Source organism: Streptomyces sp. NPDC017936, assembly GCF_044328485.1.
In the GTDB taxonomy this organism is placed as follows: domain Bacteria; phylum Actinomycetota; class Actinomycetes; order Streptomycetales; family Streptomycetaceae; genus Streptomyces.
This window is the reverse complement of record NZ_JBIRHK010000001.1, coordinates 672,446-692,301: the sequence shown is the minus strand read 5'-3', so window position 1 is coordinate 692,301 and position 19,856 is coordinate 672,446. Positions and strand designations below refer to the sequence as shown.

Below are 19,856 nucleotides of genomic sequence, written 5' to 3'. Positions count from 1 at the left end.
ACCGCGGACCGGCCCGAGCCCCACGGGCACGACGGCCGCGGTTGGCGTGGGCTCGGATCTTCGATAGGTTAGGCAAGGCTTACCTAAGGAGGTTCGGGATGGGTGACAACCACAGCTGGGCGGCCGTGCCCGGCACGGCCGAACGGGCCCGGTCGGTGCTCGCCGCCTCATGGTCCTGCGCGGTGACCGCGGACGGCGGGCGCGAGGAGTTCGTCGGCGCGCACACCGTCGACGAGGACGGGCGGGTGCGCCTGCGGGTCCCCGAGGACAGCGCCCTGCTCACGGCGGCGATCTGCGCGCCGCGGGGCGAGCCGTCCGCCGTGCTGGAGTTCGCGGACGTCGCGCCCGTCCCCGTCCGCAGCCGTATCCGCGCCCGGCTCTGGCTCGCCGGCTGGTTCGTCCCGGAGGACGGCGGCCTCGCCTTCCACCCCACCCGGATCGTGCTGAAACAGCCCTCCGGCGCCCTCGTGGTCGACCTCGAGGAGTTCGCCGCCGCCGCGCCCGACCCGCTCGCCACCGCCGAGGCGCAGCTCCTCACCCACCTCGCCGACGCCCACCCCGACGCCGTGGAGCGCCTGACCCGGCTCGTCGGGCCGGACAGCCTGCACGGCGCCGTCCGCGTCCAGCCCTACGCCGTCGACCGGCACGGCCTCACGCTGCGCATCGAGCGCGCCCGCGCGCACGGCGACGTCCGCCTGCCCTTCCACGCGCCCGCCGACGACGTCGGGCAGCTCACCGAGCGCGTGCACGTCCTGCTGGCACAGGCCGCCGCGGCCTCCTGCCCGCGCGCCGCCCTCCAGCGGCAGCGCGCGGACGGCGACGGGTGAGACGGACGGCGCGTCCGCGCGCCGCGGCGCACCGGTGACGCCGTCCGCCGAGGGGCGCCGCCGGCCGTGCCGGAGCGCGGAGCGCCGGTGGGCGGCGAACAGCGGGCCCGTCCGGCACGAGGGCGATCCGCCGGGGAAGCGGCCGTGACGGCCGCCCCGGCGTGCGGGGACCGCCGGACGCGAGAGCCCGGTCCGCCGCGACGCCCGCCGCCGAACGGGGTGACCTGACCTCAGCGGTCGCGCCCGCCGAAGCCCGTGCGGTGGCGCCACAGCTCCTCCTGCACGCCCAGGCGCTCGCGCAGTCGGGTCAGACGCGGCATCCGCGCGCGCTGTTCCCCCGACACCCGGTCCAGCTCCTCCAGGAGCCGGCGGGAGCGGTGCTCGGTGTCGAGTTCGTCGATCATGCGGTTGACCTCGGTCAGCACCGCCCCGTGCAGCTGCCACTGCCGGGCGTCGTGCTGGAGCCGCCCCAGCAGCAGCTGGGCCAGCTTGTCGCGGGTGGCGGCGGCCTGCCGCAGCTCGGCGGTGAGCCGGGCCTCCGCGGCGTCCGCGTCGAGGCTGACGTGCGTGGTGACGAGCACCGAGAAACTGACCACGGCGTCGGCGACCTCCGACAGCAGCCGCTCCACCACCTCGCCGATCTCGGGCTCGAACAGGGTGTCGGGCTCGCGCTCCTTGGCGAGGTCGGTGAGCGTACGGGCCAGCACCCGCAGGACGACCGTGCAGATCTCCAGCGTGTCCAGGCCGGTGCGCAGCACCACCCGGTGCAGCAGGCCCTCCCGCACCCGGGGATTGAGCCGCAGGCTGTCCTCGGCCTGCCGCAGGGACGCGTCCACCTCCACGATGTCGTGGTCGAGCCGGCGCGCCTCGTGCAGCCGCGCCGCCGCCTGCTCGAACGCCGTGCGTCCGGAGGCCTGCTCGCCGATGCGCAGCATCAGCTGCCGCACCCGCCGGGCCAGCCCCCCGATCGACTCGCCGGCCTCCTCCACCCACACCGGAGGGGGCAGCAGGAGGTTGATGGCGAGGCCGACGACGGCCCCGATCAGCGTCTCCAGGATGCGCGCCCACGCCGTGTCGCCGATGCTGGTGACCCCGAGCACCAGCATGGCGCTGATCGCCACTTCGGGCACGTACTCGTCGACCCGCACCAGGTGCCCGACCGCCAGCGACGCCACGATCAGCAGCGCGAGGGACCACCAGGTCAGCCCCACCAGCAGGCTGAAGGCGATGGCGACCAGCACCCCGGCCACCACCGCGTTGACCCGGCGCACGCCGTTGGTGATCGTCGCGAACAGCGTGACCTGGACGACCAGCAGCGCGGTCAGCGGAGCGGTGAGCGGGGCGGCCTCGGGACTCAGCCGCAGCGCGATGACATAGGCGATCGTCGCCGCCGCGGCGGATCGGAAGGCCTGGACGACCACGGGTTCCCGGTGCCGTTGGACCAGCCGCACGAGCGGTGCGGCACGTTCACGTACATCTGCCATTCCTTGGCCAGTTCCCGTTCCTCGGTGACCTCGAACGTTCCTTCCGCCACAGGTCAGGAGTTCCCGGCGGAGGAGGTGGCGCGGCCACGAGGGCGGTTTCCGGCCACCCCTCGCCGGGTTCCCCGAGTGCTCCGCGGAACACCGGTGGCGGCGACGGGCCGGAGGACGGTCGTGCGGCGGCGTCAGGCGTACAGCTTGTCGAGGAAGGCGGCGAGGTTGCCCTCGGTCCGGGCGATCTGCTCCTCGAGCGTCAGGCTCTCCTCGAAGCGGCCGCCCGCCTCCGGGGTCTTACGGCCCCGGACGTAGAGGGAACAGGCCAGGTCGGTGCACATGTACAGGCCCACCGAGTTGCCCTCGCGGCCCGCCGCGCCCGCCTTGCGGGCCGTCATCAGGGAGACGCCGCCGCCCGGATGCGTGGTCAGGCACAGCGAGCACATGCTGCGGTGCAGGAAGCCGCGCTGCGACGCCGGGAAGCGCAGCGTCACGCCGACCGGCCGGCCGTCCCGTTCGGTGACCAGATAGCTCCGGTCGGGCGCGCCCGGATCCCGCCATCCGAGGAAGTCCAGATCGTCCCAGGGGCGCTCGTCGAGGTCGCGCGGCACGGCCAGGCGCTTGGCCTCGCCCTTGGAGCAGTTGACGAACGAGGCGCGGATGTCCTGTTCGGTGAGCGGTCTCATGGGGGAGCCTCCTCGGCCGTACCGGAAGAACCTAGGGGAGCTAGGTTTTTCCCTACAGTAATCAAGCCCGTAGGAGAGGAGCCACCCGTTTTCCCCGGTGGGCGGGCGTCCCGCCCTCGTGCGGCGCGGGCCCGGACCCCGGCGTTCCTCGTCGCCTACGTACCCGTCACACGGTGGACGTCTCTTAGCTCACAGCGTGAACTAAGGGTTGGACGAATGTCGCGCCCAACCCGCCCGCAGCGGTATGTTGCAGGTCGGGCGAGGTGCGAGGGGAGCCACATGGCAGGGCGCAACGGGCGTACGGTACGCGATCTGAGGCGGGCCAACCGCACGGCCGTACTGCAACGGATCTACTTCGACGGGCCGCTGAGCCGTTTCGAGCTCGGCCCGGTCACCGGGCTGAGCTCCGGCTCCGTCAGCAACGTCGTCGCGGACCTGATCGCCGACGGGCTGCTGGAGGAGGCCGGCAGCGTCGACTCCGACGGCGGCCGCCCCCGCACCCTGCTGCGGGTCGCCGCCGGCAGCGGTCACATGATCGGCGTGGACGTCGGCGAGACCCGGGTGCGGATCGAGCTGTTCGACCTCACCCTCACGGAGCTGGCCCGCGCGGAGCGCCCGTTGGAGCAGCGCCGGTACGAGGTCGAGGGCATCGTCGGCCACATCCGCGACGGTGTCGCCGAGGTCCTCGCCGCCGCGGGCATCGCCGCCGGGGGGCTGCTCGGCGTCGGCATCGGCGTCCCCGGCATCGTCGAGCGCACCCCCGACCGGGGCGCCGTCGTGCACGGCCAGACGATCGGCTGGGACGCCGTCCCCCTGGAGGAGCTGCTGCGCGCGGGCTCCCCGCTCCCCGACGCCGTCCCGTACTTCATCGACAACGGCGCCAAGACCCTGGGCCAGGCCGAGATGTGGTTCGGCGGCGGGCGCGGCGCGCACAACGCCTGCGTCGTCCTCTTCGGCTCCGGCGTCGGCGCCTGCCTCGTCACCCCGGACGTCGAACAGGGCCGCGCCGTGGAATGGGGACACCTGACCGTCCGGGTCCGGGGACGCCGCTGCCGCTGCGGCGCCCTCGGCTGCCTGGAGGCGTACGCGGGCGCCGAGGCGCTCCTCGACCGCTGGCGCGAGGAGGGCGGCGAGCCCCCCGAGGGCACCGACGAGGAGACCGCGCTGACCGCCATGCTCGCCGCGGCCTACCCGGCCGGGGGAGAGCCGGCCGACCCGGTCGCCCGCGCCGTCCTGGAGGAGACCGCCGAGTACCTGGGCGCCGGGCTCTCCGACCTGATCAACCTCTTCCAGCCCGAGCGCGTCCTCATCGGCGGCTGGGCCGGCCTCCAGCTCGGCTCCCGCTTCCTGCCCGCCGTCCGCCGGCACACCACCGCGTACGCGCTGCGCCACCCGGCCGAGAAGGTCACCGTCGAACTGGGCCGGCTCGGCCCCGACGCCGTGACGGTGGGCGCCGCGATCCTGCCGCTCGCCGACTTCTTCGCCCGGGGCGGACGGCGCCCCGAACCCCTGCCCAGCGGGCCCGCGCCCGCCTGGCGCACGGCACTGGAGGACCGCACCCCGCACTGAGGTTTCGCCGGCCGGGCCGGAGGTACTCGCGTGAGGCCGCGCGGCGCGACCGCACGCGGCGCCCCACGATCCCGAAGGGAGGCCGCCCCGTGGCCGATCACCGCCTCGAAGGATCCGGCGAGAACGGTCCGCCGGTCCCGCGCGACCTGCCCGACCAGCAGGCAGGCACGGGGGAGGACCCCTGGGAGGCCGCCCCCGGCGGCGAGCAGGAGAACCAGGACGAGGAACCGTCCACCGACGTCCCCGACACGGACGAGGCGGGCACCGGCCGGCAGGGCGCCCCGCAGGGGGCCACCGTCCACCCGGAGCACCCCGTCCCCGACGAGCCCGCCGACTGAGCCGCGACGGGCACTTCGCCGGCCGGCCCGGCCGGACGACCGGCTGATCCGGCCGGACGTCCGCCGATCCGGTCCGGCGGGAGCCCGGCCGGCCCCGAGCGGGAGTCGATCCGGCGTGACCGATCCGGTGGACCCGGACCCGGCCCCGCGGACCGGGCGGGGCGCCGTCGCCGACCGCGAAGGCGCCCCGCCCGGTCCGCCTTCGCTCAGCCCACCTTGCGTCCGCGCATCGGCGCCGTGGGCTCGCCGTCCCCGGCCCGCACGCCGCGCAGGAACTCCTCCAGCACCTCGGTGGCCGAACGCTCCGGGCGCCAGCCCAGTTCGACCCGCGCGCGCGTGCAGTCCATCAGCGGCAGGCGCAGCACCGCGTCGAACAGGTGCGGGGAGGCGGGCAGCAGACGCAGGTTCCACGCGGCGGCGATCGCCGTGCGGGCCGCCGTGCGGGACAGGCGCACGGGCCGGGCGTCGAACATCTCACCGAGCAGCTCCGCGTCGACCGGCGGATCGGCCGCCAGGTTGAACGCGCCGCGCACCTCGGTGCGCAGGGCGAGCCGGTACGCCGCGGCCGCGTCGTCGGTGTGCAGCGCCTGCATCCGCAGTCCCGGGACGTCCGGCAGGAAGGGCAGCAGCTCGGGGCGGACCGCCGGCCCCGGCAGGAACCGTCCGCCGAAGATGCGCCGCTGCTCGCTGGCCGACTCCCGTTTGAACAGGAACGCCGGCCGCATCCGCACCACCCGCACGTCCGGATGGTCGCGCTCGAAGGTGTCCAGGGCCCGCTCCAGGTAGGCCTTCTCCCGGCAGTACGCGGCGTCCGGCCACCCGTGCGTCGGCCACGACTCGTCCACGGCGCGGTCCTTCGGGCCCGGCGAGTACGCGCCCACCGAGGACGCGTGCACCAGGACCGGGACCCGGGCGGCGGCCACCGCCTCGAAGACCCGCATGCTGCCCAGTACGTTCGTCCGCCAGGTCAGCGCCGGATCGTGGGTCGGCTGGAACGCCCACGCCAGGTGCACCACCGCGTCCGCGCCCTCGAACACGCCGTTCAGTTCGGCCCGCTCCGAGGACAGGTCCACCGCCGTCCAGTGCGTCTTCGGCGGCGCCCAGTCCGGCATCCGCCGGGCCAGCCCCACCACCGACCCGACCTCCGGATCCCGTGCCAGGAGCCGCACCACGCTCGTGCCGACGTTGCCGGTCGCCCCCGTGACGACGACCTTGCTGCCCGACCCGTTGCTCACCGTCGACTCCTCTCACCGTGTCCGGCTGGAGCGCACCGAGTACCCCCGGGCGCGGGGGGCGCACGCGGGACGCCCGGCCGGGCGGAGGGGCTGCGGGGGGGGGGGAGAGAGAGACATGAGAAGGCCCCGACCGGACGGGGGAATCGCGGTCGGGGCGGTCAGGTGGTGGGCGCGGACGGCGGTCGCCTCTCGGCGAAACGCTCCACAGGGCTTCAGCCGGACGATCGTCCCTGTGGGCAGAAGGTGAGGCCCGGGGACACTGTCCCGTCCGCACCCACGGTCCGTTCAACGGCGCGCCGCCACCCGGTGTTCCCGGGCTCGCCCCCGTTCGCGGTGATCCGCGTCACTCGGCCCGGCATGTCCGGACGGAGCCGGGAAGGGCCTCGGCCCACAGGTTCTCCGCCTGGAGCAGCAGCGTCCCGAGGACGGCCGTGTGCGCCGCGCCCTGTCCGGCGTGCTCGCGCAGACTGCTCTGCAGGCGGGCCCGCAGTTCCTCGCGCTCCCGCTCCTCGCGCTCCGCCCTCTCGTGCTCCGCTTCCGCCTCCGTCCGTGGCCGGGTTCCGGCCTCCGGGCGCCCGCCGCCCGCTCCCAGCAGACGCCCGGCCTCGGCCGTGCACGCGTCGCCGAGCAGCTCCAGCAGCCGGGCGTAGACCCGCAGCGCCGCCGCCTCCGGCGGAGCCGGCGCGCGGTCGGCGTCGGCCGCGACGGCCAGCGTGCGGGTGAGCACCCCGACGTGGTCCGCCACGCGCCCCCAGCGGGCGTCCTCCGACTCCGGCGGCACGTCGAGCGGCACCCGGTGCAGCGCGCGCAACGGCCCGGCGGTCAGTCGCAGGCTCTCCCGGCTCCAGCTCCGCGCCGACCGCAAGTTCTCGCACCGCCGCTCCAGCCGTTCCGCCGCGTGCGTCCAGTCGGCGGCCGTCGCGGCGTCCCATTCGCCGTCGCGCAGTCCGGCGGCGACCGTGCGCAGCGTTTCGCCGGACTCGCGGGCCAGCGCGGCGAGGTTCTCGCGCACGTCCCGCAGGTGCACGGGCGGCAGCACCAGCGCGTTCACGGTCACCCCGATCACCGCGCCGAGCGCCGCCTGCCCCATCCGGTGCCCCACGGCCGACGCCGACACCGCGCCCGACGCCAGGGTGAACACCGCCGTGGTGGCCGCGTAGACGCCCTGGTCGCCGAAGCGGGGCCAGTGGGCCAGCAGCATCAGCGGCGGTACGGACAGCGCGAGCGCGCCCAGCGTGTTCCCGGTCAGCGCCTGCGCCGCCGACGCGAGCAGCGTGCCCGCGCAGATCGCCGTCCACTGCTGGGCGGCCTGCCGCAGCGAGCCGTACACCGTGGCCCGCACCAGGACCAGCGCCACCCAGGGCGCCATCAGGACCATGGGGTCGCCCAGCCAGTCGCTCGCCACGAACCAGGCGAGCACCGCGGCCAGCGCCGCCTTGAGCGCCTGCACGACGAGGTCCCGTTCCCGCCCCGGTCCGCCGCGGGCCGCCCGGACGGCCCGGCCGACGGCATCGGCCTCCCGGCGTACGGCCTCCGTCCAGGCGGCCCCGGATCCCGCGGTCCCCGGTGTGTCGTTCCGCATGCTCATGCCAGGGGGCTGTCCTCCAGGGAAGCCAGCAGGGCGGCGGGGTCGGCGTAGATCGCCTGGGCGCCCGCCTCCTCCAGGTCGGCGCGCGGGATGCCGCCGCACAGCACGCCCACGCAGCGGACGCCGGCCCGGCGGCCCGCCCGCATGTCCCACACGGTGTCGCCGACGAACACCGCCCGCTCGGCGGGCACCCCGGCCAGTTCCAGGGCGTGCTCGACCGGCTCCGGCGCCGGCTTGCCCTCCTCGACGTCGTCCGCGCTGGCGGTGGCCGTGATCGCCTCGTCGGCGTCGAGGGCGCGCCGCAGCGCCGACAGCTCCGGCCCGCTCGCCGAGGTGGCGAGCACGACCGTCCAGCCCTCGCCGTGCAGCCGCTTCAGCAGCGCCCCGGCGTCCTCGAGCGCGGGCAGCCGGTCGAAGTACTGCCCGTACAGGGCCTTGTGCGCGGCGCTCAGGCCGGCGTCCTCCTCCTGGTCCCGGTCCTCGCCCAGGAGGTGGGCGATCAGATCGGTGGAGCCGAGGCCGATCGCCCGGTGCACGGCGTGCATCGGCACCCGGTGGCCGGCCTGTCGCAGCGCCTCCCACCAGGTCACGGTGTGCAGATGGTTGGTGTCGACGAGGGTGCCGTCGACGTCGAAGACGGCGGCGCGTTCCATGCGGGGTCCTTTCGTCGGGCCGGCGGTGGGCGAGGCGCCCCGGGTACCACGTCAGGCGCTCGCCACGCCCTCCGCTGCCCGTCCCTCCCGCGTCCACACCCGCGGGCCGGACACCGGCCGGGCGGTCACCGCCCGGTTCCGCGGGCGCCGGGGACCGCTCCGGCGGGGAGGCGGTCCGGTCCGGGGCCTCCACGGGAACCCTCGCCGTCTCCTGGCACCAGGGTTCCCCGGCCGTGTCCGGTCCGCACGGCGGTTTGCGCCGTACGCACCCGGGTACTGCGTCGGCCACCACCCTCGCCCGCAGCCGTCCACGAGGAGGCCAGTGATGTCCGCCCCGACCGTCCCCCGCCCCAGGGTGGCCGTGATCACCGGCGCCGACTCCGGCATCGGCCGCGCCACCGCCGTACGCCTCGCCCGGGCCGGGATGGACATCGGCATCACCTGGCACAACGACCTCAGGGGGGCCGAGGAGACGGCGGAGGAGGTCCGGTCCCACGGCCGGCGGGCCGTCGTCGAGCAACTGGACCTCACCCGGCTGCCCACCGCGGCCGGCACCGTCGACGAGCTGTGCGACCGGCTCGGCCGCCTCGACGTCCTGGTCAACAACGCCGGTACGGGCACCATGACGCCGTTCCTCGACCTGGAACTGGACGACGTGCGCCGGGTGCTGGACGTCGACCTGGTCGGCCCGTTCCTGTGCGGGCAGAAGGCCGCCCGGCACATGATCCGGCAGGGCGACGGAGGCCGGATCGTCAACGTCACCTCCGTCCACGAGCACCAGCCGCGCGTCGGCGCCGCCCCGTACTGCGCGGCCAAGGGCGGCCTCGGTCTGCTCACCCAGGTCATGGCGCTGGAGCTCGCCGAGTACGGGATCACCGTGAACGCCGTCGCCCCCGGTGAGATCGCCACGCCGATGACCGGGCAGGAGGACACCGACGTGCACACCGTCGACCGGCCCGGCGTCCCGCTGGGCCGGCCCGGTGACGCCCGCGAGGTCGCCGCCGTCATCGCCTTCCTCGCCGGCCCCGACGCCTCGTACGTCACCGGCGCCTCCTGGAGCGTGGACGGCGGCATGCTGCGGATGGGCCCGCAGGCGGGCTCGCACCTCGGCAGCGACGACTGGCGCCGTCCCTGAGCCGATGCGACTGCGAACGAGCTCCTGCGACCGGCCCGGCTTCACCCGCGTCCGCCACGGCCGCGGGTTCCGGTACCTCGACCAGCACGGCGAGCCCCTCACCGACGCCGGGCAGCTCGCCCGCGTCCGGGCCCTGACCGTCCCGCCCGCCTGGCGCGACGTGTGGATCTGTCCCTGGCCCAACGGCCACCTCCAGGCCGTCGGCACCGACGACGCCGGCCGCCGCCAGTACCTGTACCACGAGGACTTCCGCGCCCAGCAGGAGGAGGCCAAGCACGAACACGTCCGCCAGGTCGCCCGGGCCCTGCCCGACCTGCGCGAACGGGTCCGCTCCGACCTCGCCGGACGCGGCCTGAGCCGGACCCGCGTCACCGCGTGCGCGGTGCGCCTGCTCGACCTCGGCTTCTTCCGCATCGGCAGCGACCGGCACACCCGGGTGAGCGAGACGTACGGCCTGACGACGATGCTGCGCGAGCACGTCACCTGCGGCGGCGGCGAACTCACCTTCCGCTTCCCGGCGAAGGGCGGCATCGAGACCGTCCGGGCGCTGGTGGACGACCAGGCCCACGGCGTGGTCCGGTCCCTGCTGCGGCGCCGCCGCGGCGGGGAGCGGCTGCTGACCTTCTGGGAGCACGGCGCCTGGCACGACCTGCACGGCGACGACCTGAACGAGGCGCTGCGACGGCTGGCGGGCACCGACATCACCGCCAAGGACTTCCGCACCTGGCACGCCACCGTGCTCGCCTCCGTCGCCCTCGCCGTCACCACGGGGGAGGCCCGGGCCACCCCCGCCGCCCGCCGCAGGCAGACCGCCCGGGCCGTCCGCGAGGTCAGCCGCTACCTCGGCAACACGCCCGCCGTGTGCCGGGCCTCCTACATCGACCCGCGCGTCATCGAGCTCTTCGAGCAGGGACGCACCATCGCCCCCGCGCTCACCCGGCTGGGCGAGCACGGGGACTTCGGGCGCCCCGCCACCCAGGGAGCGATCGAGGAGGCGGTGCTCGACCTGCTCGACGGTGGGCCGAGGTGACGGAACCGGGTCGGGTGAAACATGGGAAAAGCAGGAGATTCCTACCCGCCGGTTGCGCTCTACGCTCTAAGACATGACCGAAATCGCGAGCCCTTTCATCTCCCATCCGCGGATCACGGTGCTCGGGGTGCAGCCGGGCGACTCGCCGTTCCGCATCGTGGAAATCGACGGAGAAGTGGTCGGTGAGGCGAGGGCCGTCACGGAGGTCCTCCAGGCGGCGGCCGCGTTCGGCATCACGGTCCACGACCTGGACGACCCGGACGTGATCCGCTGGGTGGGCGGCGACCGGTACACCTGGCGACCGCGCTAGCGCGGGCCGCCCCGCCCGGCGGCGGCCGGTCCGGTCCCGGTGCCCCGGTCGCCGCCGTCGTCAGGCGCGCCGCTCGCGCGCGTGGACCGCCCGGCCCATGCGCCGGCCCACCAGCAGGTAACCGATCAGCGCGCCCGTCGTGTTGAGGATGACGTCGTCGATGTCGAAGGCGCGTCCGGTCACCAGCGCGCCCTGGGCGAACTCCACGAGCAGCATCACGGACGCCGTCAGCACCATCACGCGCAGCATCCCGCGCGCCCGGGGCGCGAGCACCGGCACCAGGACGCCGAACGGCACGCCCAGCAGCACGTTCCCGCCGATCTGCTTGACCGCGTCGCGCAGGCCGGGCTGGTCGAGGTAGGCGCGCAGCGAGCGGCCCGGCCGCAGGTTGGAGTGGACCAGCGCCTCGGAGGCGGGGGACGGCTCCAGGGTGAGGCGGGCGAGCACGACGGCGAAGCCCACCATGAACGCGAAGGCGCACAGCATCGCCAGCAGCCGCAGCGGGAGCGGCAGCGGCCGGCGCCCGGCCGGCTCCTCCCCCTTCGCCGCCCTGCCCTTCGCGCTCTCGGCGGGCGGGGCCGGCGGCGGTTCACGCCTGGTGGTGCGCAGGCGAAACGCGTTCCGCGCGCGCAGGACGGCACGCGGACTCAGGGCTGCACGGGCCATGCGGACCTCCAGTCTTCAACTTCCGTGTGTTGTGGGGCGGTTACCCGCGAACGGACGGAGGATGCGGCCGGCCCGGCGGTCGGGGACCAGGTGGGGGCCGCTCCCCGGGCCGGACCGGACACCGCCTCCGGTCCGGCCCTCGCCGGGTCCGCTCGGCGCCCGGCCGGCCGCGCGCCTCAGGCGCCGTAGGTCACGCGCACCTCCTTGAAGCCGAGGGAGCGCAGCAGGCCCTGGAGCATCCCGGTGGTGTTGGACTCGGCGCGCGCGGTCAGCTCGCTGTCCTTCGCCGCGTCCCCGATGTGCCGGACGGCGAGCTTCTGCACGGCCTGCTCGCTGTTGGGGTTGTCGGAGAAGAGGTCGCCGATGCGGTCGAAGAGACCGCGCTGCTTGGAGACCGCGTAGGAGCGCCCGGGATCGAGGGCCGGGGTGCCCAGCCGCGCGTGGGGCAGCCTGAGGGTGGCCGACGTGCGGTCCTCGTCGACCGTCACGTCCTTCTCGCCGACCTGGCCGAGGTCGACGTAGGCGTCGACGGTGCCCGCCCCCACGTACAGGGTGCGGGTGCCGCGGAGCGCGTCGGGGAGGTACTTGGCGTCCTTCTCCAGGTCCACGACGACCTGGAAGTTGCCGGAGGCGGCGTCGTAACGGCTCATGTCCTGGATCGACTTGAGCAGTGCGGGTCCCGAGCGGTCCCGGGTCTCGGTGCCGAAGACGTCGCGCAGGCCGGGCAGCAGGCTCAGCCGGATCCCGGCGAACAGGACGACGAGCACCAGCACGACGGCGGTGAGCACCTTCGCCCAGCCGGGCATGCGCTGCGGGAGGCGCTTGAGGGGAGTCGTCATGGCGGGGTCCTCCTTCCTGCAGACCGGATTCCCGCCATGTTCCGTGGCAGACCGGCTTGTTGAGGACCTGTGACAGTGCGCCCGCGGTACGGCCGGGTCGCTGTTCCGCCCGGCCGGACCGGCGGCCCGTGGCCGAGGGCGAGGCCAGGGAGGAGGACGAGGTCGGGGAGGAGGACGAGGCCGGGGAGGGGGACGAGGACGACGGCGTGCGCCCGGTCGCGCGGGCGTCCGCGCCGCGCCCCGTTCGACGCGTCGCGCGGCGAGCGGACGGGAACGGGAAAGGGGGAGGGAGTGGCGCACGGCGGCACTCCGCTACGGGGAGGGGCCGGGTGCGCGAGGCGTGGGGGGCGGGCGGCCGGCGCCGGTCAGGTCATCGGGTTCGTCGGGCAGCGCACCGGACGCGGTCGTCGCGCCGGGGCGCGGTCATAACGTGCCGGACGTGGTCTCGTGCCGTCCCAGGGCCGCGTCCAGCGTCGGCGCGGGCCGCAGCAGCCGGGACAGCCCGGTGGCCCGCAGGATGCGCAGGGTCAGCGGATGGGCGCAGACGAGGTGCAGGTGCCCGCCGTGCTCCAGGATCCGGCCGCGGGCCCGGTAGAGCAGGCGCAGCCCGGAGCAGTCGAAGAAGTCGATGCGGCTGAGGTCGATCACGACCTGCGGGGCGGCGACCGCCGTGGCGGCGTCGAGGTGCGGGCCGATCTCGGCCGCCGCGACGATGTCGATCTCGCCGCGGAACTCCAGCACCGTGTACCCGCGCTCCCGACGGACGCGCAGGTGCTCGGTGTCCGCGGCGGGTCCCTGCTGCACGACGACATCGCCTCCAACCCGCTCCACCGCTCGGGAGCCTCCAACGGCGGGGGAGAACACAGCTGTTCCCCGCCCCAGCAAGTTACCCCCGATGGAGTGAATTCCAGCATGTTCGGTTGACATATGTCTTCGAATTGAGGGCGTGTCTGACCGAGTTTTTTCGGGTCGTGAGCGAAGTGGTCCGACTTTCGCCGCACGGCCCGGTCGGCGCTCACGCGTGCGCGGTCGCCGACCGGGCCGCGGACCGTCAGTCGACGGTCAGGACCAGCTTCCCGGTGGTCCGGCCGGTGTCGCCGAGCCGGTGCGCCTCGGCGGCATCGGCCAGCGGGAAGGTCCCGGCGATCGTCGCGCGCAGCGAGCCGGCCTCGACCAGCTCGGCGATCCTGCGCATCCCGGTCCGGTCGGCGTCGACGAGCATGCGCACCGCGCGCACGCCGAGCGCCTCGGCCTCGTCGAAGAACTTCCGCGACCCGACCGGCAGGATCGACACCACGACGCCGCCCGGCCGCAGCACGCGCAGGGAACCCGTCGACGTGCTCCCGCCGATGGTGTCCAGCGCCACGTCGACGTCCTTCACGACCTCGGTGAAGTCCGTCTCCCGGTAGTCGATCACCTCGTCGGCGCCGAGCTCCCGCAGGAAGTCGTGCTTGCCCGCGCTGGCGGTGCCGATGACGTACGCGCCGCGCTCCTTGGCGATCTGCACGGCCACGTGGCCGACGCCGCCGGCCGCCGCGTGGACGAGGACCCGCTGCCCGGCGCGCAGGCCGGCGACCTCGTCCAGCGCCTGGAGGGCGGTCAGCGAGACCAGGGGCAGCGCGGCCGCCTGGACGTGGTCGATCCCGGCGGGCTTGTGCCACAGGGCGCGGACGGGGGCGATGACGTACTCGGCGTGCGAGCCGTGGCCGTGCGGGTAGGGCAGCATGCCGAAGACGTCGTCCCCCGGGGCGAAGGCGGCGACGCCGATGCCCACCTCCTCGACCGTGCCGGAGAGGTCCCAGCCCAGGACGAACGGGGGCTTGCCCAGGAAGCCGCCGTTCGCCCGGTGCTTCCAGTCGGTCGGGTTGACGCCGGCGGCACGCACCCGGACCAGTACCTCGTTGGGGCGCGGCTTGGGCCGTTCCGCCTCGGCCACTCGCAGAACCTCGGGGCCGCCGAGGACGTCCTGTCTGATGACGCGCATCGTGCGCTCAGTGCTCATGGGATCACAGCCTGCCAGGGTTCGCGCCCCGCAGTAAATGGCAAGATTGCCACTCTTCGATAAGATCGTGCCATGCGTGGCAAGCAACGGCAGCGGACGGAACGCGTGGTCGTCCTCGCCCTCGACGGCGTCTACCCCTTCGAACTGGGCATCCCGAGCCGTGTCCTCGGCGCGGCCGACGGCCGTTACGAGGTCCTGACGTGCACGGTGGACGGCCGGCCGGTGCACACCGAGGCCGACTTCACGATCGGCGTCGAGCACGGTCCCGAGGTGCTGGAGACGGCCGACACGGTGATCATCGCCCCCGTGGCGCCGTCGCGCGTCGGCCCGGACCTGCCCGCCCCGCTCGCCGCGGCGCTCGCCCGGATCCGCCCCGGGGCGCGCATCGTCTCCATCTGCACCGGCGCCTTCGTCCTGGCCGCCGCCGGTCTCCTCGACGGCCGCCGGGCCACCACCCACTGGCAGCTGGCGGAGCGCTTCCGCCGGATGTTCCCGCACGTCGACCTCGACCCGGACGTCCTGTTCGTCGACGACGGACGGGTGCTGACCTCGGCCGGAGCCGCGTCCGGCGTCGACGTCTGCCTGCACCTCGTGCGCGTGGACCACGGCAGCGACCTCGCCAACAAGGTGGCCCGCTGCTGCGTCGTCCCGCCGTTCCGGGACGGCGGCCAGGCCCAGTACATCGAACAGCCCGTGCCCGAGGCCGGCGCCGCGAGCACCGCGGCCACCCGAGCCTGGGCGCTGGAGCGCCTCGGCGAACCCCTCGCCCTGGCCGACCTCGCCGCGCACGCCCGGATGAGCCTGCGCACCTTCGCCCGCCGCTTCCACGACGAGGTGGGGATCAGCCCCGGCCGCTGGCTGATCCAGCAGCGCGTGGCGCACGCCCGGCGCCTGCTGGAGGCCAGCGACCTGACGGTGGACCAGATCGCCGGGCAGGTCGGCTTCGCCACGGGCGCCTCGCTGCGCCAGCACCTGCACGCGTCGATCGGGGTCTCGCCCCAGGCCTACCGCAAGACGTTCCAGACGGCCCGCTGAACGTTCCCGGCCGCTGCCGCGTCGCAGGAGCGCAAGGTCGGCCGGTGGAACAGGGACGGGAATGCGCAAGAGATTCGTGGTGGTGACGGTGCTGGCGGCCGTGACGGCGGTGGCGTGCGGCCGGGGGAGCGGACCGGACGCCGTGGTCGAGGGGACGCCGCCGGCGACCCCGTACGGCGGACGGCTGGACGTGCCCACCGAGTTCCGGGACGAGTCCACGCAGCAGGCGCTGCGCCTCGCGTCCGGCGCCGCGGGCCGGGCGCTGGAGTGCGACGGGGAGATCTACGAGGGCGCCGGGCCCGACGGGTGGAGCCGGCGCGACGGAGGGGACAGCCCCGAGGAGGGGCTGGAGCTCTACTTCGACCTGTCCGACCCGGAGGTCCCCCGGCACGGCTACCGCGTGGAGCGCAGGAGCGAGGGCCGCGTCCTGTACTCCTACGACGTCGGCGGCCGGACGAAGGTGGCGGTGGTCGTCGCCCACGACCAGGAGGACCGCCCCGGCTGGGGCCCGGAGACCACCGCGTCCTGCGACCCGGCCGAACTCCCGGCGCGGTTCACCGACTCCTCGCGGTACGAGATCTGGACGGACGGCGACGGCAGGCGGCAGCCGGTCGCACGGATCCACACGTCGGCCGGCGCGGAGCACTGCGGCTGGCAGTCGGCGAGCTTCCTGGCGCTGGGCGGGGGCGCGGACGGCAGGACGTACGTCCGCGACCCCGACGGCGTCCTCGACCCCGGCATGCTCGACGCCCCCTACGACGGCGACGTCCGGATGCCCGCCGGCGCGCACGACACCGGATACCGCTACCGCGACCGGCAGTTGTGGCTGACGGACGACCGCGCGACGGCGTACGTCCGCACTCCCGACGGCGTCGAGGCCTGGCCCTCGGTGAAGGACGGCGTGGGCTGCATGTGAGGGCTCACCGGCTGGCGTGCAGCGCGACCAGCAACTGCCAGACCTGGTCGGCGATCTCGGCGGGCGCGGCCTGGAGCAGGCCGTGCAGCCAGTCGGCCAGCACCCCGGCGAACGTCGCGGCGACGGCCGAGGCGACCAGCGGCGCGTCCGCGGCCCCCGCCCGCTCGCGCTCCCGCAGGCTGTACGCCCGCAGGTCCCGGTGCAGCACCCGGCCCAGCGGCCCGCCGCCGCCCGGGGCCAGCAGGGCGCGGTAGAGCGCCGCGTGCGGGGCGAGCGAGGCGAAGAACTCCGCCAGCGCCGCGGGGGCGCGCACCGGGTCGGGCCGTCCCCGCCAGGCGTGCAGCGCCTCCACGGCCTCACGGACGACGTCCGCGCAGGCGTCGACCGCGAGGGCCTCCAGGTCCGCGTAGTGGACGTAGAAGGTGGCCCGGGCCACGCCCGCCCGGCGCACCAGCGCCGCCACCCCGACCTCCGCCAGCGGCCGCCGCGCGCACTCCTCGAGGAGCGCCGCCCGCAGCCGCGCCCGGGTGCGGGCCGCCCTCGGGTCCTCGTCCCCGCCGCGCGTCACCGGGCGGCGAGGACGGCGGCGAGGGCGACGGCGCCGGGCAGGGCCTGCGCGACCAGGATGCGGCGGTTCGCGGTGACCGCGCCGTAGACGCCGGCGACGACCACGCAGCTCAGGAAGAAGACCTGCGCGCGGAAGCCGGTCGGGTCGGCGGCGGTCAGCCCCCACACCAGGCCCGCGGCGAGGAACCCGTTGTACAGCCCCTGGTTGGCGGCGAGCGGGGCGGTCGCCCGCGCCAGGTCCGGGTCGAAGCCGTGCAGCGACCGGCCCGGCTTCCTCTGCCACAGGAACATCTCCAGCACCAGGATGTAGACGTGCAGCGCGGCCACCAGCCCCACCAGGACGTCGGCCACCGTTTCCATGGCTCCCTCCCCCTTCTTGGACAGGTGTCCACTATAACTGGACAGGTGTCCAAGAATTCCGGGGGTCCCCACCGCCCGGCGGTCGCGAGGCCCGGGACCGTCATCCGTCGGCGACGCCAACCGGTCGTCCGTCCATGCGCCTTGGACCGGGTGCGCCGACACTGGAGACATGACCTCAGCACCCGCACGCTCCCCGCGGCAGCGCAAGCGCGACACCCTCCACCGGCTGGAACACGACGTCGACGCCTGGGTCGCCACGGCCGCCGCGGACGGCGGCGCCCCGCACCTGGTCCCGCTCTCCTTCGTCTGGGACGGCGCCACCTTCCTCGTCGCGACCCCCGCCACCAGCCGCACCGGCCGCAACCTCAGCACCACCGGCGTCACCCGCCTCGGGATCGGCCCGACCGACGACGTCGTGATGGTCGAGGGCACCGTGACGGCGGTGCCGCCCGCCGAGCTCCCGGAGGAGGACGCCGAGATCTTCGCGGGCAAGACCGGCTTCGACCCGCGTCTCCTGGCCGCGCCCTACCTGTACTTCCGTGTCCTTCCCCGCCGGATCCAGGCCTGGCGCAGCGCCGACGAGGCCGGGGGACGGGAGCTGATGCGGGACGGGGAGTGGCTGGTGGGCGACTGAAACCGGGGTATCCGCAAGGTTCGGGGGGCGGTGCCGGTCCGTCCCCGGCCGACCGATCCGCGGAGGAGACATGGCACTGGTGAATGCGGGCGTCGTGGTGCTCGACTGCGCCGAACCCGAGAAGCTCGCCGAGTTCTACAAGGGGCTGCTGGACGCCCGGGAGACCGACGTGTCCGCCAACCGGGTGGAGATCGAGGGCGCCGGCGGGACCCGGCTGGCCTTCCGCCGCGACGTCAACGCGACCCCGCCCAGCTGGCCCCGCCCCGAGAACTCCCTCCAGGCCCACCTGGACTTCCTCGTCGAGGACCTGGACGAGGCGGAGCGCAAGGTGGTGAGCCTCGGCGGCCGCCCCCTGGAGGCCAAGGGCGCCCCCGGGCCGTACGAGGAGCGCGGCTACGCCGACCCGGCCGGCCACTCCTTCACCCTGCGGCGGGTTCCGTCCACGGCGCCGAAGCAGGGATGAGGAACCGGGGCGGGGCCCGGAGCGAAGCGGGGACGAGGACCGGGGCAGGGTGAGGCGTGTCCGCGCACGGGCGGGGGCCGCCCGTGGGACGGCCCCCGCCCGGATCCCGGGCGGGGGCCGTGTCCGTCCCCGACGGCGCCGGTCCTCAGTCCCGGCCCCCCTTCTCCTTGGTCGGCCACACCCCCGTGGACCGTTCGATCGCCTTCGCCCCGGTGCGGTCGGCCGCGCTGCGCACCACCGCGAAGATCGCGCCCTGGATCGCCGCGGCCAGCAGGACCTCACCCCAGCCGCGGTCCCGGTCGAGCGCGTCGGGCGCGTCGTCCTCGTGCCGGACCGCCTTCCACACCTTGCGGAAGGCCATCCCGGCCAGCGCTCCGCTCGCCCAGCCGACCACGAATCCGACGGGCTGGTAGACGAGGGGGAGTTTCTGTTTCTTGCTCACGTGAGCCTCTTTCCGTGTAGGGACCGAAGGGCTGCGAAAGCCCGTGGGGGTCAGGGGCGGCCCGGTGACGGGACCTCCTCACCGGCGCGCACCGGGCCCGGCGGCGTCCCCTCGCCGAACGGGCGCCCGCCGAGCTCCTCCCGGTGATGCGGGGTCAGCCAGCCGGACAGGTCGGGCCCGAGGGGGACGATCCGGGTCGGGTTGATTCCGGTGTGCACCTGGTAGTAGTGCCGCTTGACGTGGTCGAAGTCGACCGTGTCACCGAAACCGGGCGTCTGGAAGAGGTCCCTGGCGTACGCCCACAGGACCCGGTTCTCCATGATCTTCCAGCGGTTGCACTTGAAGTGACCGTGATACACGGCGTCGAAACGCACCAGTGTGGTGAACAGCCGGATGTCCGCCTCGGTGATCGTGTCGCCGACGAGGTAGCGCTGTCCGGCCAGCCGGGACGCCAGCAGCTCCAGCCGCCGGAAGACGGCCGCGCAGGCCTCCTCGTACGCGCCCTGCTCATGGGCGAACCCCGCCCGGTACACGCCGTTGTTCAGGTCCTCGTACACCTCCGCCACGACCGCGTCGATCTCGTCGCGCCGCTCCCGCGGGTACAGGTCGGGCGCGCCGGGCCGGTGCAGGGCGGTCCACTCGGTGGCGAGGTCGAGGGTGATCCGCTGGTAGTCGTTGGTGACCAGCTTCCCGGTGGGCACGTCCACGACGGCCGGCACGCTGACCCCGCCCGGGTGTCCGGCCTCCCGCTCGGCGTAGGCCTCGGCGAGGTGGCGGATGCCGAGGACCGGGTCGCGGCCGCCGGGATCCAGGGTGAAGCGCCAGCTGCGGTCGTCCTGGATCGGGTCGGCGATCGCCAGGGACAGGGCGTCCTCCAGGCCGAGCAGCCGACGGGAGATCACCGCCCGGCTCGCCCAGGGGCAGGCACGGCTGACCACCAGCCGGTAACGGCCGGCCTCCACGGGCCAGCCGTCCCGGCCGTCCGCGGTGATCCGGTCGGTGAAGTGGCTCCTGGAGCGCTTGAACGCCGTGTGCCCGTAGGAGCTGTTGCCGTGGCTCCCGCCGCTCATCGGTTCCTCCCGCTGG

The 19,856-nt window shown here is 74.8% G+C and carries 23 protein-coding genes; 10 read left to right on the top strand and 13 right to left on the bottom strand.

Annotation, left to right across the window (positions count from 1 at the left end; all coding sequences use genetic code 11):
* Positions 1-98: 98 nt before the first annotated feature.
* Positions 99-827, top strand: coding sequence for a DUF2470 domain-containing protein (locus tag ACH4F6_RS02835; protein ID WP_397958043.1), 729 nt, complete (start codon positions 99-101; stop codon positions 825-827).
* 230 nt (positions 828-1,057) lie between these two features.
* Here the strand turns inward: ACH4F6_RS02835 and ACH4F6_RS02830 are convergent, their stop codons facing one another.
* Entirely contained in the window at positions 1,058-2,311 is a 1,254-nt protein-coding gene (locus tag ACH4F6_RS02830; protein ID WP_397958042.1) for an aromatic acid exporter family protein, read from the bottom strand.
* A 182-nt stretch (positions 2,312-2,493) separates the two neighbouring features.
* Entirely contained in the window at positions 2,494-2,988 is a 495-nt protein-coding gene (locus ACH4F6_RS02825) for an FBP domain-containing protein (protein ID WP_397958041.1), read from the bottom strand.
* 279 nt (positions 2,989-3,267) lie between these two features.
* On the opposite strand from ACH4F6_RS02825, the gene ACH4F6_RS02820 reads away from it, so the two are divergent.
* Complete coding sequence (locus tag ACH4F6_RS02820) at positions 3,268-4,557, top strand: ROK family protein (protein WP_397958040.1); 1,290 nt, start codon at positions 3,268-3,270, stop codon at positions 4,555-4,557.
* 89 nt (positions 4,558-4,646) lie between these two features.
* The gene (locus tag ACH4F6_RS02815) at positions 4,647-4,895 is read left to right on the top strand and encodes a hypothetical protein (RefSeq protein WP_397958039.1); all 249 of its coding nucleotides are present in this window, start codon (positions 4,647-4,649) and stop codon (positions 4,893-4,895) included.
* Positions 4,896-5,101: 206 nt separating this feature from the next.
* Here ACH4F6_RS02815 and ACH4F6_RS02810 read toward each other — a convergent pair whose 3' ends face one another.
* The 3 genes from ACH4F6_RS02810 to ACH4F6_RS02800 all read right to left on the bottom strand — a co-directional run bounded on the left by ACH4F6_RS02810 (position 5,102) and on the right by ACH4F6_RS02800 (position 8,371).
* A complete protein-coding gene (locus tag ACH4F6_RS02810; protein WP_397958038.1) occupies positions 5,102-6,130 on the bottom strand; it encodes an SDR family oxidoreductase in 1,029 nt (342 codons plus the stop codon).
* Positions 6,131-6,473: 343 nt separating this feature from the next.
* Positions 6,474-7,718: an aromatic acid exporter family protein gene (locus ACH4F6_RS02805; RefSeq protein ID WP_397958037.1), complete on the bottom strand. Its 1,245-nt coding sequence runs from the start codon at positions 7,716-7,718 to the stop codon at positions 6,474-6,476.
* Entirely contained in the window at positions 7,715-8,371 is a 657-nt protein-coding gene (locus ACH4F6_RS02800) for an HAD family hydrolase (RefSeq protein ID WP_397958036.1), read from the bottom strand. Before ACH4F6_RS02800 ends, ACH4F6_RS02805 begins: the two co-directional genes overlap by 4 nt.
* 325 nt (positions 8,372-8,696) lie before the next feature.
* On the opposite strand from ACH4F6_RS02800, the gene ACH4F6_RS02795 reads away from it, so the two are divergent.
* The 3 genes from ACH4F6_RS02795 to ACH4F6_RS02785 all read left to right on the top strand — a co-directional run bounded on the left by ACH4F6_RS02795 (position 8,697) and on the right by ACH4F6_RS02785 (position 10,846).
* On the top strand, positions 8,697-9,506 hold the full coding sequence (locus ACH4F6_RS02795; RefSeq protein ID WP_397958035.1) for an SDR family oxidoreductase: 810 nt from the start codon (positions 8,697-8,699) through the stop codon (positions 9,504-9,506).
* A 4-nt stretch (positions 9,507-9,510) separates the two neighbouring features.
* Positions 9,511-10,536 (top strand): DNA topoisomerase IB, encoded by a 1,026-nt coding sequence (locus ACH4F6_RS02790; RefSeq protein WP_397958034.1) that lies wholly within the window; start codon positions 9,511-9,513, stop codon positions 10,534-10,536.
* A gap of 73 nt (positions 10,537-10,609) precedes the next feature.
* The gene (locus ACH4F6_RS02785) at positions 10,610-10,846 is read left to right on the top strand and encodes a hypothetical protein (RefSeq protein WP_397958033.1); all 237 of its coding nucleotides are present in this window, start codon (positions 10,610-10,612) and stop codon (positions 10,844-10,846) included.
* Positions 10,847-10,906: 60 nt separating this feature from the next.
* Here ACH4F6_RS02785 and ACH4F6_RS02780 read toward each other — a convergent pair whose 3' ends face one another.
* The 4 genes from ACH4F6_RS02780 to ACH4F6_RS02765 form a co-directional block, all read right to left on the bottom strand.
* A complete protein-coding gene (locus tag ACH4F6_RS02780) occupies positions 10,907-11,512 on the bottom strand; it encodes a VanZ family protein (RefSeq protein WP_397958032.1) in 606 nt (201 codons plus the stop codon).
* Positions 11,513-11,688: 176 nt separating this feature from the next.
* Positions 11,689-12,351: a DUF4230 domain-containing protein gene (locus tag ACH4F6_RS02775; protein ID WP_397958031.1), complete on the bottom strand. Its 663-nt coding sequence runs from the start codon at positions 12,349-12,351 to the stop codon at positions 11,689-11,691.
* A gap of 423 nt (positions 12,352-12,774) precedes the next feature.
* Entirely contained in the window at positions 12,775-13,155 is a 381-nt protein-coding gene (locus ACH4F6_RS02770; RefSeq protein WP_397958030.1) for an anti-sigma factor antagonist, read from the bottom strand.
* Positions 13,156-13,402: 247 nt separating this feature from the next.
* Entirely contained in the window at positions 13,403-14,353 is a 951-nt protein-coding gene (locus ACH4F6_RS02765) for an NADP-dependent oxidoreductase (RefSeq protein WP_397958029.1), read from the bottom strand.
* A 72-nt stretch (positions 14,354-14,425) separates the two neighbouring features.
* On the opposite strand from ACH4F6_RS02765, the gene ACH4F6_RS02760 reads away from it, so the two are divergent.
* Both ACH4F6_RS02760 and ACH4F6_RS02755 read left to right on the top strand, forming a co-directional pair.
* Positions 14,426-15,388 carry a GlxA family transcriptional regulator gene (locus ACH4F6_RS02760; protein ID WP_397958028.1) on the top strand — a complete coding sequence of 321 codons (963 nt, stop codon included), beginning with the start codon at positions 14,426-14,428 and terminating at the stop codon, positions 15,386-15,388.
* 61 nt (positions 15,389-15,449) lie between these two features.
* Positions 15,450-16,304, top strand: a complete 855-nt coding sequence (locus tag ACH4F6_RS02755; RefSeq protein ID WP_397958027.1) for a hypothetical protein — start codon at positions 15,450-15,452, stop codon at positions 16,302-16,304.
* A 4-nt stretch (positions 16,305-16,308) separates the two neighbouring features.
* On the opposite strand, the gene ACH4F6_RS02750 is transcribed toward ACH4F6_RS02755, so the two are convergent.
* Positions 16,309-16,872 carry a TetR/AcrR family transcriptional regulator gene (locus tag ACH4F6_RS02750; RefSeq protein ID WP_397958026.1) on the bottom strand — a complete coding sequence of 188 codons (564 nt, stop codon included), beginning with the start codon at positions 16,870-16,872 and terminating at the stop codon, positions 16,309-16,311.
* On the bottom strand, positions 16,869-17,231 hold the full coding sequence (locus tag ACH4F6_RS02745) for a DUF1304 domain-containing protein (RefSeq protein WP_397958025.1): 363 nt from the start codon (positions 17,229-17,231) through the stop codon (positions 16,869-16,871). The genes ACH4F6_RS02750 and ACH4F6_RS02745 overlap by 4 nt, the downstream gene beginning before the upstream one ends.
* A gap of 169 nt (positions 17,232-17,400) precedes the next feature.
* Here ACH4F6_RS02745 and ACH4F6_RS02740 point away from each other — a divergent pair, with 169 nt between their 5' ends.
* Both ACH4F6_RS02740 and ACH4F6_RS02735 read left to right on the top strand, forming a co-directional pair.
* Positions 17,401-17,865, top strand: a complete 465-nt coding sequence (locus ACH4F6_RS02740; protein ID WP_397958024.1) for a pyridoxamine 5'-phosphate oxidase family protein — start codon at positions 17,401-17,403, stop codon at positions 17,863-17,865.
* Positions 17,866-17,935: 70 nt separating this feature from the next.
* Positions 17,936-18,328: a VOC family protein gene (locus tag ACH4F6_RS02735; protein WP_397958022.1), complete on the top strand. Its 393-nt coding sequence runs from the start codon at positions 17,936-17,938 to the stop codon at positions 18,326-18,328.
* Positions 18,329-18,473: 145 nt separating this feature from the next.
* On the opposite strand, the gene ACH4F6_RS02730 is transcribed toward ACH4F6_RS02735, so the two are convergent.
* Together ACH4F6_RS02730 and ACH4F6_RS02725 are read right to left on the bottom strand one after the other, a co-directional pair.
* The gene (locus ACH4F6_RS02730) at positions 18,474-18,770 is read right to left on the bottom strand and encodes a DUF4235 domain-containing protein (RefSeq protein WP_397958021.1); all 297 of its coding nucleotides are present in this window, start codon (positions 18,768-18,770) and stop codon (positions 18,474-18,476) included.
* 50 nt (positions 18,771-18,820) lie between these two features.
* On the bottom strand, positions 18,821-19,840 hold the full coding sequence (locus ACH4F6_RS02725) for a glutathione S-transferase family protein (RefSeq protein ID WP_397958020.1): 1,020 nt from the start codon (positions 19,838-19,840) through the stop codon (positions 18,821-18,823).
* Positions 19,841-19,856 lie beyond the last annotated feature (16 nt).

Coding starts and splice junctions, on each gene's coding strand:
- ACH4F6_RS02830 (WP_397958042.1), bottom strand. CDS start 2,311: ATGGCAGATGTACGTGAACGTGCCGCACCGCTCGTGCGGCTGGTCCAA.
- ACH4F6_RS02780 (WP_397958032.1), bottom strand. CDS start 11,512: ATGGCCCGTGCAGCCCTGAGTCCGCGTGCCGTCCTGCGCGCGCGGAAC.
- ACH4F6_RS02735 (WP_397958022.1), top strand. CDS start 17,936: ATGGCACTGGTGAATGCGGGCGTCGTGGTGCTCGACTGCGCCGAACCC.
- ACH4F6_RS02775 (WP_397958031.1), bottom strand. CDS start 12,351: ATGACGACTCCCCTCAAGCGCCTCCCGCAGCGCATGCCCGGCTGGGCG.
- ACH4F6_RS02745 (WP_397958025.1), bottom strand. CDS start 17,231: ATGGAAACGGTGGCCGACGTCCTGGTGGGGCTGGTGGCCGCGCTGCAC.
- ACH4F6_RS02825 (WP_397958041.1), bottom strand. CDS start 2,988: ATGAGACCGCTCACCGAACAGGACATCCGCGCCTCGTTCGTCAACTGC.
- ACH4F6_RS02795 (WP_397958035.1), top strand. CDS start 8,697: ATGTCCGCCCCGACCGTCCCCCGCCCCAGGGTGGCCGTGATCACCGGC.
- ACH4F6_RS02765 (WP_397958029.1), bottom strand. CDS start 14,353: ATGAGCACTGAGCGCACGATGCGCGTCATCAGACAGGACGTCCTCGGC.
- ACH4F6_RS02725 (WP_397958020.1), bottom strand. CDS start 19,840: ATGAGCGGCGGGAGCCACGGCAACAGCTCCTACGGGCACACGGCGTTC.
- ACH4F6_RS02800 (WP_397958036.1), bottom strand. CDS start 8,371: ATGGAACGCGCCGCCGTCTTCGACGTCGACGGCACCCTCGTCGACACC.
- ACH4F6_RS02835 (WP_397958043.1), top strand. CDS start 99: ATGGGTGACAACCACAGCTGGGCGGCCGTGCCCGGCACGGCCGAACGG.
- ACH4F6_RS02755 (WP_397958027.1), top strand. CDS start 15,450: ATGCGCAAGAGATTCGTGGTGGTGACGGTGCTGGCGGCCGTGACGGCG.
- ACH4F6_RS02805 (WP_397958037.1), bottom strand. CDS start 7,718: ATGAGCATGCGGAACGACACACCGGGGACCGCGGGATCCGGGGCCGCC.
- ACH4F6_RS02760 (WP_397958028.1), top strand. CDS start 14,426: ATGCGTGGCAAGCAACGGCAGCGGACGGAACGCGTGGTCGTCCTCGCC.
- ACH4F6_RS02820 (WP_397958040.1), top strand. CDS start 3,268: ATGGCAGGGCGCAACGGGCGTACGGTACGCGATCTGAGGCGGGCCAAC.
- ACH4F6_RS02740 (WP_397958024.1), top strand. CDS start 17,401: ATGACCTCAGCACCCGCACGCTCCCCGCGGCAGCGCAAGCGCGACACC.
- ACH4F6_RS02790 (WP_397958034.1), top strand. CDS start 9,511: ATGCGACTGCGAACGAGCTCCTGCGACCGGCCCGGCTTCACCCGCGTC.
- ACH4F6_RS02785 (WP_397958033.1), top strand. CDS start 10,610: ATGACCGAAATCGCGAGCCCTTTCATCTCCCATCCGCGGATCACGGTG.